Annotated in this window: 13 protein-coding genes; 4 read left to right on the top strand and 9 right to left on the bottom strand. The window is 59.4% G+C overall.

Annotation, left to right across the window (positions count from 1 at the left end):
- Window positions 1–15: 15 nt before the first annotated feature.
- The 7 genes from AAEO81_RS24365 to glpK form a co-directional block, all read right to left on the bottom strand.
- Window positions 16–750, bottom strand: coding sequence for an amino acid ABC transporter ATP-binding protein (locus AAEO81_RS24365; RefSeq protein ID WP_341959565.1), 735 nt, complete (start codon window positions 748–750; stop codon window positions 16–18).
- Window positions 747–1,415 (bottom strand): ABC transporter permease subunit, encoded by a 669-nt coding sequence (locus tag AAEO81_RS24360; protein ID WP_341964607.1) that lies wholly within the window; start codon window positions 1,413–1,415, stop codon window positions 747–749. Before AAEO81_RS24360 ends, AAEO81_RS24365 begins: the two co-directional genes overlap by 4 nt.
- Window positions 1,412–2,158 (bottom strand): amino acid ABC transporter permease, encoded by a 747-nt coding sequence (locus AAEO81_RS24355; protein ID WP_166593477.1) that lies wholly within the window; start codon window positions 2,156–2,158, stop codon window positions 1,412–1,414. The genes AAEO81_RS24360 and AAEO81_RS24355 overlap by 4 nt, the downstream gene beginning before the upstream one ends.
- 116 nt (window positions 2,159–2,274) lie before the next feature.
- Window positions 2,275–3,192 carry a glutamate/aspartate ABC transporter substrate-binding protein gene (locus AAEO81_RS24350; RefSeq protein ID WP_341959564.1) on the bottom strand — a complete coding sequence of 306 codons (918 nt, stop codon included), beginning with the start codon at window positions 3,190–3,192 and terminating at the stop codon, window positions 2,275–2,277.
- A gap of 436 nt (window positions 3,193–3,628) precedes the next feature.
- Complete coding sequence (gene glpD, locus AAEO81_RS24345; RefSeq protein WP_341959563.1) at window positions 3,629–5,167, bottom strand: glycerol-3-phosphate dehydrogenase; 1,539 nt, start codon at window positions 5,165–5,167, stop codon at window positions 3,629–3,631.
- A 325-nt stretch (window positions 5,168–5,492) separates the two neighbouring features.
- Window positions 5,493–6,248: a DeoR/GlpR family transcriptional regulator gene (locus AAEO81_RS24340; RefSeq protein WP_166593474.1), complete on the bottom strand. Its 756-nt coding sequence runs from the start codon at window positions 6,246–6,248 to the stop codon at window positions 5,493–5,495.
- A gap of 185 nt (window positions 6,249–6,433) precedes the next feature.
- The gene (gene glpK / locus AAEO81_RS24335) at window positions 6,434–7,939 is read right to left on the bottom strand and encodes a glycerol kinase GlpK (RefSeq protein ID WP_341959562.1); all 1,506 of its coding nucleotides are present in this window, start codon (window positions 7,937–7,939) and stop codon (window positions 6,434–6,436) included.
- 282 nt (window positions 7,940–8,221) lie between these two features.
- On the opposite strand from glpK, the gene ybaK reads away from it, so the two are divergent.
- Complete coding sequence (gene ybaK, locus AAEO81_RS24330) at window positions 8,222–8,692, top strand: Cys-tRNA(Pro) deacylase (RefSeq protein ID WP_166593472.1); 471 nt, start codon at window positions 8,222–8,224, stop codon at window positions 8,690–8,692.
- A gap of 95 nt (window positions 8,693–8,787) precedes the next feature.
- The gene (locus tag AAEO81_RS24325; RefSeq protein WP_341959561.1) at window positions 8,788–9,576 is read left to right on the top strand and encodes a PhzF family phenazine biosynthesis protein; all 789 of its coding nucleotides are present in this window, start codon (window positions 8,788–8,790) and stop codon (window positions 9,574–9,576) included.
- Between the two features lie 340 nt (window positions 9,577–9,916).
- Here AAEO81_RS24325 and AAEO81_RS24320 read toward each other — a convergent pair whose 3' ends face one another.
- Both AAEO81_RS24320 and argF read right to left on the bottom strand, forming a co-directional pair.
- Window positions 9,917–10,957: an ABC transporter ATP-binding protein gene (locus AAEO81_RS24320; RefSeq protein WP_341959560.1), complete on the bottom strand. Its 1,041-nt coding sequence runs from the start codon at window positions 10,955–10,957 to the stop codon at window positions 9,917–9,919.
- Window positions 10,954–11,874 carry an ornithine carbamoyltransferase gene (gene argF, locus AAEO81_RS24315; protein ID WP_341959559.1) on the bottom strand — a complete coding sequence of 307 codons (921 nt, stop codon included), beginning with the start codon at window positions 11,872–11,874 and terminating at the stop codon, window positions 10,954–10,956. The genes AAEO81_RS24320 and argF overlap by 4 nt, the downstream gene beginning before the upstream one ends.
- A gap of 451 nt (window positions 11,875–12,325) precedes the next feature.
- Here argF and AAEO81_RS24310 point away from each other — a divergent pair, with 451 nt between their 5' ends.
- Entirely contained in the window at window positions 12,326–12,628 is a 303-nt protein-coding gene (locus AAEO81_RS24310) for a hypothetical protein (RefSeq protein ID WP_166593468.1), read from the top strand.
- 147 nt (window positions 12,629–12,775) lie between these two features.
- The gene (locus AAEO81_RS24305; protein WP_341959558.1) at window positions 12,776–14,884 is read left to right on the top strand and encodes a molybdopterin oxidoreductase family protein; all 2,109 of its coding nucleotides are present in this window, start codon (window positions 12,776–12,778) and stop codon (window positions 14,882–14,884) included.
- The last annotated feature ends 27 nt before the right edge of the window (window positions 14,885–14,911 follow it).

The raw sequence follows: 14,911 nt of genomic DNA, 5'->3' as shown, positions 1-14,911 counted from the left end.
GTGAGGCAGATTCGGTTAGTGCTGCAGGATTTTGTTCAGGAAGTGCTGAGCGCGTTCGGAACGGGCGCTGACGTCGCCGAAGAATTCGTCCTTGACGCAGTCTTCGATGATCTGGCCCTTGTCCATGAAGATCACGCGGTCGGCCACTTTGCGAGCGAAGCCCATTTCGTGGGTCACGCACATCATGGTCATGCCTTCGTGAGCGAGCTGCACCATCACGTCCAACACTTCGTTGACCATTTCAGGGTCGAGGGCGGAGGTCGGTTCGTCGAACAGCATCACCACCGGGTCCATCGCCAGCGCACGGGCAATCGCCACGCGTTGCTGCTGGCCGCCGGACAGTTGGCCAGGGTGCTTATGAGCGTGAGCCGACAAGCCGACGCGCTCCAGTAGGGCCAGGCCTTTTTTGGTGGCTTCTTCCTTGCTGCGGCCCAAGACCTTGATCTGCGCAATGGTCAGGTTTTCGGTGATGGTCAGGTGCGGGAACAGCTCGAAATGCTGGAACACCATACCCACGCGGGAACGCAGTTTCGGCAGGTTGGTCTTCGGGTCGGCGATGGACGTGCCATCGACCACGATGTCGCCTTTCTGGAACGGTTCGAGCGCGTTGACGCATTTGATCAGCGTGGATTTGCCCGAGCCAGAAGGCCCGCACACCACGATCACTTCGCCTTTTTTGACCTCAGTGCTGCAATCGGTCAGCACCTGGAAGTCCCCATACCACTTGTTGATATTTTTGATGGAAATCATACGGCTAACCTTTTTTGCATGAGCTTGACCAGACGCGAGGCCGCGAAGCTGATCGTGAAATACACCAGACCGGCGATGACCAGGAACTCATTGGAACGACCAATGATGTCGCCACTGGCGCGGGCCGAGTTGAGGAAGTCCACCAGACCGACCGTGTACACCAGCGAGGTGTCCTGGAACAGGATGATGCTCTGTTGCAGCAGCAGCGGGGTCATCTTGCGGAAGGCTTGCGGCAGGATGATCAAGCGCATCATCTGGCCGTAAGTCATGCCCAGTGCTTGCGCTGCGCCCATCTGACCGCGAGAGATCGACTGCACACCGGCACGGACGATTTCGCAGAAGTACGCCGCCTCGAACATCATGAAGGCCACGACGCAGGAGGTGAACGCGCCGACCGGGGTGTCTTGCCCAGTGATCCAGCGCAGCACGAACGGCACCGCCAGGTAGAACCAGGTAATGACCAGCAGCAGCGGGATCGAGCGGAAATAGTTGACGTAGGCGCCAGCGATGCGCGACAGCAGTTTGCTCGACGACAGGCGCATCAGGGCCAGAAGGGTCCCGATGATGATGCCGCCGACCACGCCCATCACCATCAACTGCAAGGTCATGACCATGCCGTTCCACATGCCTGGAATGGCGGGGATGATTCCAGAGAAGTCCATTATTTACCTCCCACGGAGATCAGGCCCGGCACGGCGACTTTCTTCTCGACCAGACGCATGAGCAACATCAGGCTCATGTTCAGCGTGAAGTAGATCAGGGTGGCGAGGGTGAAGGCTTCGAACAGGTTCGCGGAAAACTCGGCGGTCTGTTTGGTCTGGGCCAGCAATTCCATCAGACCGATCAGCGAGGCCACCGACGAGTTCTTGAACACGTTGAGGAATTCGGAGGTGAGCGGCGGGATGATGATCCGGTAAGCCTGCGGCAGCAGCACGTTCCAGTAGATCTGCGGCAGTTTGAAACCCATGGCGCGTGCGGCGGATTCCTGGCCGCGAGGCAACGCCTGGATACCGGTGCGCACTTGTTCGCAAACCCGTGCGGCGGTGAACAGACCCAGGCACACGACAACGCTCAGAAAGGCCGAGGTGGTCGGGTTCAGGTCCTGCTTGTACCACTCCTGCAGGTTCTCAGGCAGCAGATCCGGCACCAGGAAGTACCAGATGAACAGCTGCACCAGCAGTGGCACGTTACGGAAAATTTCCACGTAAACCGTGGCGATGGAAGACACGATGCGATTGGGCACCGTGCGCATCACCCCGAGCACTGAGCCCAGGATTAACGCGATGATCCAGGCGACGATGGAGATGCCGATGGTCCAGCCCAGACCGGATACATACCAGTCCAGATAGGTCTCGGTGCCGACGCCAGTGGACTTGAAGAATACGCTCCAGTCCCAGTTGTAATTCATCAGGGTCTCCCCTCTGATCGATCGTTATGCGCGCATGCCGATGGCAGCGGCTTCCGGGGACTTATTACGTCCCCGGAAATCAGGCTTATCTTTTTTGTGATAGCGGAGCGAAGGGCTTAAGCCTTCTTGTCCGGCGCTGGCTTGTCGTTCGGGTTGGCGATCAGCTTCTTGAGCTCTTCGCTCATCGGGAAGCTCAGGTTCAGGCCTTTTGGAGGAATTGGCTGGGTGAACCACTTGTCGTAGATCTTGTTGATCTCGCCCGACTTGTAGAGGCCGACAATCGCGTCGTCCACGGCTTTCTTGAACGCCGGGTCGTCTTTACGAACCATGCAGCCGTAGATTTCATAGGATTGCGGGGTGCCGGTCACGTGCCAGTCGGTTGGCTTCTTGGCCTTGGCCATTTCGCCTGCCAGCAGTGCGTCGTCCATCATGAACGCAACGGCACGGCCCGATTCCAGCATCTGGAAGGACTCACCGTGGTCTTTGGCGGAAATGACGTTCATGCCCATCTGCTTGTCAGCGTTCATCGCTTTGATGATGCGCTCGGACGTGGTGCCCGCGGTGGTCACGACGTTCTTGCCTTTCAGGTCATCGAAGTCGTTGTACGGCGAACCGACCTTGGTCAGCAGCTTGGTGCCGATTTCGAAGATGCCGACGGAGAAATCGACTTGCTGAGCGCGCTCGGCGTTGTTGGTGGTCGAACCACACTCAACGTCGACAGTGCCGTTCTGAACCAGCGGGATACGGGTCTGGGAAGTGACCAGGTTGTACTTGACGTTCAGATCTGGCTTGTTCAGGTCTTTTTTGATCGCTTCGACGATGGCCAGCTGAATGTCGTGGGAGTAACCGACAGGTTTGCCGGAAGCGTCAGCGATGTACGAGAACGGAATGGACGAGTCGCGGTGACCGAGGGTGATGGTGCCGGAATCGTTGATTTTTTTCAGAGTGCCGGTCAGCTCGGCGGCGGACACCGGGGTGCTGATCAAAGCGGCTGCAGCAATGGCAACGCCCAGAATGTGGGGAACGATACGCATCTGTTTCTCCTCGACTTTGTTTTTCTTATGGGTCCGTGTTGGGTCGGCCCTATCGGTTTCAGAACGCTACAACGGCGGCCCAACTCAGGCGGCACGCTACATCGGAGCAATCGTGAATGAGTGTAGAGCATGAGTCATGCCAAGCATGTGACACATTTTAACTCACTGAAAAGAAAGAGAATTTATTTTAGATACGCGATGGGGTGGGATTTGGTCGTACGGAATGCCGAATAGGCGGGGAAGGGTTGTTCGGAAAACCGAATGCCTGTGTGTGGATGAATCAGGCAAAACGCTAAACACCTGTAGGAGCGAATTCATTCGCGAAACGCCCACACATCCGACACATATCTGCCGGATGTACTACCCCATCGCGAATGAATTCGCTCCCACAGGGGGAGCGAGGGGTGTCAGTCGATCCGGTGGTGTCGCCGGGAAATCAAGCGGCTTCGATGGCCCCTTTGCTCCGGGCGACTTTATCGAGATACGCCTGCACGTTCTGCTGTTCTTCGGCCGTGGTGAACAGGCCGAGCTTGGTCCGACGCCACAGGATGTCGTCAGCTTTCGTCGCCCATTCTTCGCTGCCCAGATAATCCACCTCGCGGCTGTAAAGGCCACCACCGAGGTGTTCGCCCAAATCCGCCAACCCTTGCGCGCCTTCGATGATGCGCCAGCTGCGTGAGCCGTAGGTGATCGACCAACGCTTGGCGAGGTCTGCAGGCAGCCAAGGGCAGCGTTGTTGCAACTCTGTTGCCAGCGCCGCTGGCGTGGTCATGTTTTCTCCACCCGGCAGGCTCGCCTTGGCGGTCCAGCTCGGGCGCATCTGGGTGAAGAACGGCGCCAGCTGTTGCATCGCCGACTCCGCCAGCTTGCGATAGGTCGTCAGTTTCCCACCGAACACCGACAGGATCGGCGGCTCGCCCGCGCCACCCGACAGCGACAGGGTGTAGTCGCGGGTGATCGCCGACGGGTTGTCGGATTCGTCGTTGCACAGCGGGCGCACGCCGGAATAGGTGCGGATGATGTCGTCGCGGCTGAGCTGTTTCTTGAAGTGTTCGTTGACAATCTTCAGCAGGTAATCGGTCTCGCCTTCGGTGATCGCCACGTTGGCCGGGTCGCCGGTGTATTCGCGATCGGTGGTGCCAATGATGGTGAACCGCTCCAGATACGGAATCGCGAAGACGATGCGCTGATCCTCGTTCTGCAGGATGAACGCGTTTTCGCCTTCGTACAGTTTCGGCACGATCAAATGGCTGCCTTGGATCAGGCGAATGCCATATTGCGACTCCAGCTTCAAATCTTCGCGAATGAACTTGGCGACCCATGGGCCGGCCGCGTTCACCAACGCCCTGGCACGAATGGAGAAAAGGCTGCCATCGGCGCGTTCCATGTTCAGGTGCCACAGGCCGTTGCTGCGTCGGGCACTGAGGCAGCGGGTCTGGGTGTGGATGTGCGCGCCTTTTTCCCGTGCGGCCATGGCGTTGAGCACGACGAGGCGGGCGTCATCGACCCAGCAATCGGAATATTCGAAACCGCGGGTGATAGTGGCGTTGAGCGGGCTGCCAGCACCGAAGCGCAGGCTTTTCGACGCGGGCAGCTTTTCGCGTTTGCCGAGGTGGTCATAAAGGAACAGACCGGCGCGGATCATCCACGTCGGGCGCAGATGCGGACGGTGAGGCAGCACGAAACGCATGGGCTTGACGATGTGCGGCGCCTTCTCCAGCAGCACTTCACGCTCGGCCAACGCCTCACGCACCAGACGGAATTCGTAATGTTCGAGGTAGCGCAGGCCACCGTGGATCAGCTTGCTACTGGCCGACGAAGTGTGGCTGGCGAGGTCATCCTTTTCGCAAAGGAACACTGACAGGCCGCGTCCCGATGCATCCGCTGCGATCCCGACGCCATTGATGCCACCGCCGATCACGGCAATGTCATAAACCTCGGAAAGCGGTGGGGTGGGCAAGGCGGAATGGGCCATCGGGGCCTCCTGTCGAGAATTCGGTCACATTCGATTTTGGCGAATTCGAACATTTACGTTCATTTTCGAAAATAGTAACGCAATAAGACAGAGGCCACCACTCGGTATTGATTGAAAATACTGATGGGAGGAGGGGGAAAGGAACAAAAGCGAACATCAAGGAGCGCGTAAAGCCCCCACTGCTGATCTGGAGAACCGCTGGACTCTGTGGGAGCGAATTCATTCGCGGGAGGCCTTTACATCCGATGCAGGCTTGTCGGATGTACCACCGCATCGCGAATGAATTCGCTCCCACAGGAAGGTGAGGCGCAACTAAGAAAGGGGCTTAAACGACTTCCAGCCGAATCTTGTTCTGCGTCAGCAATTGCGCCAGTGCAGGCGCGGGGGGCTGGTCGGTGACGAGGCAGTCGATCAGGGTGATCGGGCCCAGGCGTACCATGGCGTTGCGGCCGAATTTGCTGGAGTCCGCCGCCAGAATGACCTGACGCGCATTGGCGATGATCGCTTGGGAGACGCGGACTTCCTGATAGTCGAAATCCAGCAGGCTGCCGTCTTCGTCGATGCCGCTGATGCCCACCAGCGCGAAATCGACCTTGAACTGGGTGATGAAATCAACGCTCGCCTGACCCACCACACCGCCGTCACGACGCACGTTGCCCCCCGCCAGCAGCACTTCGAAGTCGTCCTTGCCGCTGAGGATCGACGCCACGTGCAGGTTGTTGGTGATGATCTTCAGGTGACTGTGGTTGAGCAAAGCGCGGGCGATGGATTCGGTGGTGGTGCCGATGTTGATGAACAGCGAGGCGTGGTCGGGAACCTGCGCCGCGATGGCTTCGGCGATGCGCTGTTTCTCGTCGCGCATCTGGTCCGCGCGCATGGCGTAGGCGGTGTTTTCGATGCTGGAATCGTAGGCCGCGCCGCCATGATAACGACGCAGCAGGTTCATCTCTGCCAGTTGGTTGATGTCGCGCCGGATGGTTTGCGGGGTCACGACAAACAATTGGGCCATTTCTTCGATGCTGACGTAGCCGCGCTCACGGACCAGCTCGAGGATCTGCTGTTGACGGGGTGGCAGATTCATTTTTCTTCCTTCGGGCAAGAGCGCCCATGATGCCGCAGGCAGCCATTACCTGTCAGCCGGAAAAAGAACCTGAAGTCCAATGATGTCCTGTAGGAGTGAGCTTGCTCGCGATGCGTTCCGTTGGCTCAAATCTGTCACAGACAAATCGCTATCGCGAGCAAGCTCACTCCTACAGGGTATGTGGGTTATTCGACGTCTTCGTGCGGCTCCCAGTCCCGCGTGCGCTCCACCGCCTTGCGCCAGCCCGCGTACAGCTTTTCCTTCTCCGCTTCATCGCATTGCGGTTCGAATTTTCGCTCGATCACCGCTTTGTCTTTCAACTCGTCCAGCCCGCTCCAGAAACCGATGGCCAGGCCCGCCAGATACGCCGCGCCCAAGGCCGTGGTTTCGCGCATTTTCGGGCGCTCGACGTAGGTGCCGAGAATGTCGGCCTGGAACTGCATCAGGAAATTGTTGGCCACCGCGCCGCCATCCACGCGCAGGGCCTTGAGCGGTTCGGCGGCGTCCTGCTGCATGGCGTCGAGGACGTCGCGGGTCTGGTAGGCGATGGATTCCAGCGCCGCCCGAATAATGTGATCGACCTTCACGCCCCGGGTCAGGCCGAACAGCGCGCCACGGGCGTAAGGGTCCCAATACGGCGCGCCAAGTCCCGTGAACGCGGGCACCAGGTACACGCCGTTGCTGTTCTTCACCTTGGTCGCGAAGTACTCGGTGTCCATGGAGTCGTTGACGATCTTCAGTTCATCCCGCAACCACTGCACCGTCGAGCCGCCGTTGAACACCGCGCCTTCCAGCGCATACGCCACTTCGCCACGTGGGCCGCAGCCGATGGTGGTGAGCAAGCCGTGGTTGGATTTCACGGCTTTCTTGCCCGTGTTCATCAACAGGAAACAGCCGGTGCCGTACGTGTTCTTGGCTTGGCCGGGTTCCACGCACATCTGGCCAAACAGGGCCGATTGCTGGTCCCCTGCGATACCGGCTATGGCGATGCCGCTTTTGCTGTGGCCGTAAACTTCAGATGATGACTTCACCTCGGGCAGCATTTCCCGAGGCACGTCGAGCACGTCCAGCATCCGCGGATCCCATTCGAGGGTATGGATGTTGAACATCATGGTGCGCGAGGCGTTGGTGTAATCGGTGACGTGCACCTTGCCACCGGTGAATTTCCAGATCAGCCAGCTATCAACGGTGCCGAACAGCAACTCGCCCCGATGGGCACGTTCGCGGCTGCCTTCGACGTGGTCGAGAATCCACTTCAGTTTGCTGCCGGAAAAGTACGGGTCGATCACCAGACCGGTGGTGTCCCGAATATAGTCCTCCAGCCCGTCGCGCTTGAGCTGCTGACAAATCTCGGTGCTGCGACGGCATTGCCAGACCACGGCGTTGTAGATCGGCCGCCCAGTGTCTTTCTCCCAGACCACCGTGGTTTCGCGCTGGTTGGTGATGCCAATGGCAGCGATCTGGTTGTGATGCAGGTTGGCCTGGGCCAGCACTTTGGTCATGCAGGCGGTCTGGGTGGCGAAGATTTCCATCGGATCGTGCTCCACCCAGCCTGGCTGCGGGTAGTGCTGCACGAATTCGCTCTGGGCGGTACTCACCACATTGGCGTCGCGGTCGAAGATGATCGCGCGGGAGCTGGTCGTACCTTGATCGAGGGCGATGATGTAATTCTTGTTGTCGTTGTCAGTCATGTCGATTGCCTGGTGATAAAGCGGGTGTTCGGGACTGTCGTCAGTGTACGTGCGAAAACCCGTCAGGTGATGAGGCGGCCTCACCGTTGAAGGCTGAATATTCGTATTCGAAAAAATATAGACGTAAACGAACATTGTCAAAGTCGAAAGTGAACGGTGCCTCTGTTTTTCAGGGCCTAACGATTTCACGCTGGGACAGCCGCTGAACAGAGGCGTTTCGACAGCAGATGGCCTAAAGTAGCGACAGCCAACACGAAACACCCTGGTCGTCTGGAGTGCTGCATGACCCCCGCATTGGATTTGCTGAAAAAAGTTCGCGCCGAACACCGTGTCCACAGTTACGAACATGACCCCAAGGCCGCGTCCTATGGCCTGGAAGCCGCCGAAAAGCTGAACCTGCAACCCGCGCAAGTCTTCAAGACGCTGCTGGCAAGCACTGAAAAGGGCGAGTTGCTGGTGGCCGTGGTGCCGGTGGTGGGTTCGCTGGACCTCAAGGCCCTGGCCCATGCGGCAGGCGCGAAAAAAGCCGAGATGGCCGACCCCGCCGCCGCGCAACGGGCCACCGGTTATCTGTTGGGTGGGATCAGCCCGTTGGGTCAAAAGAAACGGCTGAGGACGTTCATTGACGTGTCCGCCCAACCGTTCGCGACCATTTTTGTCAGCGCCGGTCGTCGAGGGCTTGAGGTGGAACTGTCGGCGGCGGTACTTGCTCAACATACCGGTGCGACGTTTGCTCAGATTGGCCGCGAATGATCCGGATGCATCGTCAGATATGCCGTGTCTTGCTGTAGTCATTTAGGCTGACGCAGGGCAGGGCGCTCGAACAATAACGATTGGGGATGCCTTCCATGCAGCTTGAATTTCATCAAGTCGATGCCTTCAGTGACCGACCGTTCGCAGGCAACCCTGCGATGGTGTATCGCCTCGATGCCTGGCTGTCGGATGAGCTGATGCAGCGCATTGCGACGGAACACAACCTGTCCGAAACCGCTTTTGTTGTGCGTGAGGCGCAGGGCTGGCATATCCGTTGGTTCACGCCCACCAATGAAGTCCCGCTGTGCGGGCATGCGACGTTGGCCAGCGCCTATGTGCTGTATGAAAAGTATGGCGAAACGTCTGACACCATTCAGTTCATCAGCCAGTCAGGGCCGCTGAGCGTCAGCCGCGAGAACGGACGCCTGTTGCTGGATTTTCCCTCTCTGCCCCCGAGTGAAGTGGGCGTGACGGTGGATATCGAACGCGCGCTGAACACAGAAGTCGTCGACGCGCTGGGCGCTGCGGCGCTGTTGGTGGTGTTGGAGTCCGAGCAGGCGGTTCGCGATTGCAAGCCTGATATGGCTGCCATCGCCCGGCTGCCATGGCCGGGGGTGATCATCACTGCGAAAGGCGATGGTGACGCGCATGATTTTGTCTCTCGTTACTTCGCGCCGGGGAACGGCATTCCCGAAGACCCGGTCACCGGCTCGACCCATTGCAGCCTGATTCCGTATTGGTCAGCACGCCTGAACAAATTCAGCCTCACGGCCTATCAAAGTTCGGCGCGAGGGGGCGAGTTGTTCTGTCGTCTGGAGGGAGATCGGGTGAAGATTGGCGGCTATGCGACGTTGGTGGCGAGTGGGGTGTTGACGGTCGGGTGAGTTCACCGCGTGACGCTGGAGCGGCACGACTTATCGGGAGAGGCGGTTGTTGAATCGTATGTGTTGAACGCCGCGTCCTCTGTGGGAGCGAATTCATTCGCGAAAGGGTGGTGCAGGCAACAGACCTTCATCGGCTGTACGATCTATTCGCGAATGAATTCGCTCCTACAGCTATATTTGCGGCGCGACGAGGTCAGGAGCTGACTTAGGCTCAACTGTAGGAGCGAATTCATTCGCGAGAGGGCGGTGCAGGCGGCAGACCTTCATCGGCTGTACGATCTATTCGCGAATGAATTCGCTCCTACAGGGACTGTGTTCGCAACTCCAGCGAGGGTGTTCGTCAGGACGCAGGAAACAGCACCAGATTCTGAGCCGTTACGCGGATACCGACGTCATCTCCCGCGTGCAGATCAGCATGGCTGGGGAACAAGGCTTCCAGTGGCGTCCCGCTTGGCAGCTGCAAGCGATACAGCGTCACGGCGCCCTGAAAGGTTTTGCTGATGACCCGGGCTTTCACCGGGCTGTCCGGCGCATACGTGATGTCGTCCGGTCTCAGCAACACATCGACCGAGCCTGCATGTTCACGGGCACAGGTCCCACGCAGTACGCCGAGTTCGGTCTGCACCGATTGCGCATCGATCATTTGCCCACGGATGAAGTAGCCCTGGCCGACAAAACTGGCGACATAGGGCGTAGCCGGTCGGTGATAAAGGTTGTAGGGCGTATCCCATTGTTCAAGGCGTCCTTCCTTGAACACGCCTACCTGATCGCTGACGGCGAAGGCTTCTTCCTGATCGTGGGTCACCAGAATCGCGCTGGTGCCTCGGGCCTTGAGAATGTCGCGCACCTCATGGCTCAAACGTCGGCGCAGCTCGCCATCGAGGTTGGAGAAGGGTTCGTCCAATAGCAGCAATTGCGGTTCCGGTGCCAATGCCCGCGCCAAGGCGACGCGTTGCTGCTGGCCGCCCGAGAGCTCATGTGGATGCCGCTTGCCCAGCGCGCCGAGGTTGACCAGCGCCAACATTTCCTCGACCACCTGTGCCAGGCGCGGATGATTCCGAATGCCGAAGGCGATGTTGTCCGCGACGGTCAGGTGCGGGAACAGCGCGTAGTCCTGAAACACCATGCCGATACGGCGCTTCTCGGGCGCGAGGGTGAAGCCGGGTCTGGAGATGACGTCGCCCGCGAGGGTGATTTCACCCGCGTGCACCGGTTCGAAACCGGCGATGGCGCGCAACGTAGTGGTCTTGCCGCAGCCCGACGAGCCGAGCAGGCAGCCAATGTCTCCCGCGTTGAGGTGCAGATTCAGGTTCTGCACCACGCGTTGGTCTTGATAACCGCAGGCCAGCTCACGCAGTTGCAGCAGCATCGGCTCACTCATGCAGGTTGGTAGGCAGGCGCCACCAGAAATTCGAGCAGCGCCTTTTGCGCATGCAGACGGTTTTCCGCCTGATCCCACGCCACTGAACGTGGGTCGTCGAGCAGGTCTTCACTGATCTCCTCACCCCGGTGGGCAGGCAGGCAGTGCATGAACAGCACGTCGTCAGCGGCCAGATCGAGCAGTTCGCGAGTGACCTGGAAAGGCTTGAACAGCGCGATGCGCTTGGCGGTTTCCTCTTCCTGGCCCATGGAGGTCCAGACGTCGGTGCTGATCAAATGCGCGCCCTTGACCGCTTCACGCGGGTCGCGGGTCACGGTCACGCGGTCACCGGCCAGCGCCAGGAAGCGCGGGCTCGGCTCGTAGCCTTCAGGGCAGGCGACGCGCAGTTGGAAGTCGAACTGGATCGCCGCTTCTATATAGCTGTTGCACATGTTGTTGCCGTCGCCGATCCAGGCCACGGTCTTGCCTTTGATCGCACCGCGATGTTCGAGGAAGGTCTGCATGTCGGCCAATAACTGGCACGGATGCAGGTCGTCGGACAGGCCGTTGATCACAGGCACACGGGAATTTGCAGCGAATTCGATGAGGTTGCTGTGGGCGAACGTGCGGATCATGACCGCATCGACCATGCGCGACATGACGCGCGCGCCGTCGGCAATCGGTTCGCCACGCCCCAGTTGGGTGTCGCGAGGCGACAAAAAGATGGCCTGACCGCCGAGTTGGATCATGCCGGCTTCGAACGAAATGCGAGTCCGAGTCGAAGATTTCTCGAAGATCATGGCCAGCACTCGACCTCTCAGCGGCTCGAACAGCACGCCTCGATTTCGCAAGTCCTTCAGCTCAATGCCTCGACGGATCACGGCGCCCAGTTCGTCTGGCGTGTAATCCATCATCGAGAGAAAGTGCCTGGTGATCATCATTAACTACCTTGTCTGCAACAGACCGCAGATCCTCTAAGCCGGGTTTTATCGGGAAAACGGGCGAGACCTGCGGCAAAAGCCGCACGGGGCGACGAATAGGGAAGGCGCGAGGGTATAAGAAAATGTCGCCTCGTGCCAAGGCCCGGCATGTTCGAAAAAAAATGTCAGACGTCCGGTCGCTTGAAAATGGCGTGGTCAGGACGCTTTTCATGTAACGAAGTGCTACAGTTGCGTACGCAGCGAAGGCAATTCGCCATCTGCGTCCACCGCGAAGGGCAAAGGTTGTACACCGCTTCGCTGGACACTGGCAATTGCTGCCGTTTTTGCAACAGTTTCAAAATGCTGCTGAACCTAATGCGACATGCTTCACGCCGTGGAAACCGGGACGTTTCCTAAACGTGTGGCGTGGGTTATAAAGGCCGCTTATGTCCTCCAGAAGGGGTGGGGAATGGATTCAAAAGAGAAACAACTGACGGAACTGCTCGGGCTTACGGCTCGCACCCTCACGCACCTCACTGCTTCCATGACGTCGATGTCGTTCGAGCTGATGCGCAGTGAAGATGAAGTGACCCGTTCGGCAGGACGCCGCATGATCGACCGCATGGCCACCATCAGTGCCGGACTGGATGACCATTGGCGTTTGATTGGCGAACTGACGGGCGTGCAGGTCTCCCAGGAACAGGTCGAGACCGTTCATGAGATTCAGCTGAAGCGCAAGGTCGTCACGCCTATCGGCGGTTCGGCTTCCTGATCCCCGCTCCTTCGCTCAGGTGAGCTATCGGCTCGCCTGATGCTGTCCGATTCACGGCACTGACGTTTCTGGCGAAGTGCCGCGCCAGGCTCCATAGTTTTGTTTCCGCGATCACGCCGATCGCCACACAAAAACATGAGACTGGCGATGACCAAGACTCTCCACCACCGTGCCTGTCACCTGTGCGAGGCCATCTGTGGCCTGACCATCGAAACCACCCTTGAAGACGATGCCAGCGTGCGTATCAGCTCGATCAAGGGCGACGCGCAAGACACGTTCAGCCGAGGGCATATCTGCCCGAAAGCGGTGGCTTTGCAAGACATCCAGAACGACCCGGACCGCCTGCGACAGCCCATGCGCCGTATGGGCAGCGAGTGGCATCCCATCGCCTGGCAGGACGCGTTCGACCTGGTGGCCGAACGTCTGCTGGACATCCAGCAGCGTCACGGGCAGAACGCCGTCGCGGTCTATCAGGGCAATCCGAGCGTTCACAATTACGGGCTGATGACCCACAGCAATTACTTCCTTGGTCTGCTGAAAACCCGCAACCGATTCTCCGCGACATCCGTCGACCAATTGCCCCATCACCTCACCAGCTACCTGATGTATGGCCACGGCCTGTTGCTGCCCATCGCGGACATCGACCACACCGATTTCATGCTGATTCTGGGCGGCAACCCGCTCGCCTCCAACGGCAGCATCATGACCGTGCCCGACGTAGAGAAGCGCTTGAAGGCGATTCAGGCGCGGGGCGGCAAAGTCGTGGTGGTCGATCCTCGGCGTAGCGAAACGGCTGCCATCGCCAACCAACACATGTTCATCCGCCCCGGTGGCGACGCGGCGCTGCTGTTCGGCGTGCTGCACACGCTGTTCGCCGAAAGCCTGACCCGCGACACCCATCTGCCGGTCGATGGCCTCGAAGAAGTGCGGGCCGCCATCGCGCACATGGACGCGGACGCCATGAGCCTGCGTTGCGGGGTGCCGGCCGAAGACATCCGGCAACTGGCGCGGGATTTCGCGGGTGCGAAAAGCGCCGTGTGTTACGGGCGGATGGGTATTTCGACGCAAGCGTTCGGCACGCTGTGTCATTGGCTGGTGCAGTTGATCAATCTGGTGACTGGCAACCTTGACCGGGTCGGCGGCGCGCTGTGCACTGAGCCTGCACTGGATCTGGTGGCCTCGACCTCGGGCGGCGGTTTCAATCGCTGGCAGAGCCGTGTCTCGGGTCTGCCCGAATACAGCGGCGAGCTGCCGGTGTCGGCGCTGGCGGAAGAAATGCTCACCGAAGGCGAAGGGCAGGTGAAGGCGTTGATCACGGTGGCGGGCAATCCGGTATTGTCGACGCCCAACGGTCGTCAGCTCGATCAGGCGCTGGATGGCCTGGAGTTCATGGTCAGTGTCGATCTCTATATCAATGAAACCACGCGCCACGCCGATCTGATTTTGCCCTCGACCTTGGCGCTGGAAAACGATCATTACGACACAACGTTCAACATGTTCGCGGTGCGCAACGTCACCCGCTTCAATCGTGCCATCCTCGCCAAGCCTGAGGGAGCACTGCATGACTGGGAGATTTTCGTCGGGCTGGCCAAGGCCTTCGCCGCGCACGCCGAGCGTGAGCTGAAACCCACGATTCCTCCGGCTCAAATGGTGGATCGTGGATTGCGCGCAGGCTTTTATGGCGATGCCTCGGCGATGAAGCTGTCATTGGAAACGCTCCATGACCACCCTCATGGGCTGGACCTGGGCGCGCTCAAGCCCAATCTCGCCACGCGGCTGAAAACGCCCAATCAGCGCGTTCAGGCAGCGCCAGAGGTGATCCTGGCCGATCTGGTGCGCTTTGCCACCGCTGTAATGCCGTCAGTGGATGAGCTGTTGCTGATTGGACGGCGTCATGTTCGCAGCAATAATTCGTGGATGCACAACTACCACCGGCTGGTGAAAGGCAAGCCACGCCATCAATTGCTGATGCACCCGGACGACCTGGCCACCCGCGGCCTGAGCGACGGGCAGCGAGTGCGGGTGAGTTCGCGGGTGGGAATGATCGAGGTCGAGGTGATGGGCAGCGCCGACATGATGCCCGGTGTGGTCAGCCTGCCTCATGGGTGGGGGCATGGGCGGCCAGGGGTGCAAATGGACATTGCCCGCGATCAACCGGGTGAGAGTGCAAACGACCTGACTGACGAGCGGCAGATGGACGCGCTGTCCGGGAACGCCGCGCTGAACGGGGTGCCGGTCACTGTCGCAGCGGCATGACGCTCATCATATTTATGAGGCCGATTA

This window comes from Pseudomonas sp. RC10, assembly GCF_038397775.1.
Taxonomy (GTDB): domain Bacteria; phylum Pseudomonadota; class Gammaproteobacteria; order Pseudomonadales; family Pseudomonadaceae; genus Aquipseudomonas; species Aquipseudomonas bambusae.
The sequence above is the reverse complement of the archived record's forward strand: the minus strand, read 5'-3'. Positions and strand labels throughout refer to the sequence as shown.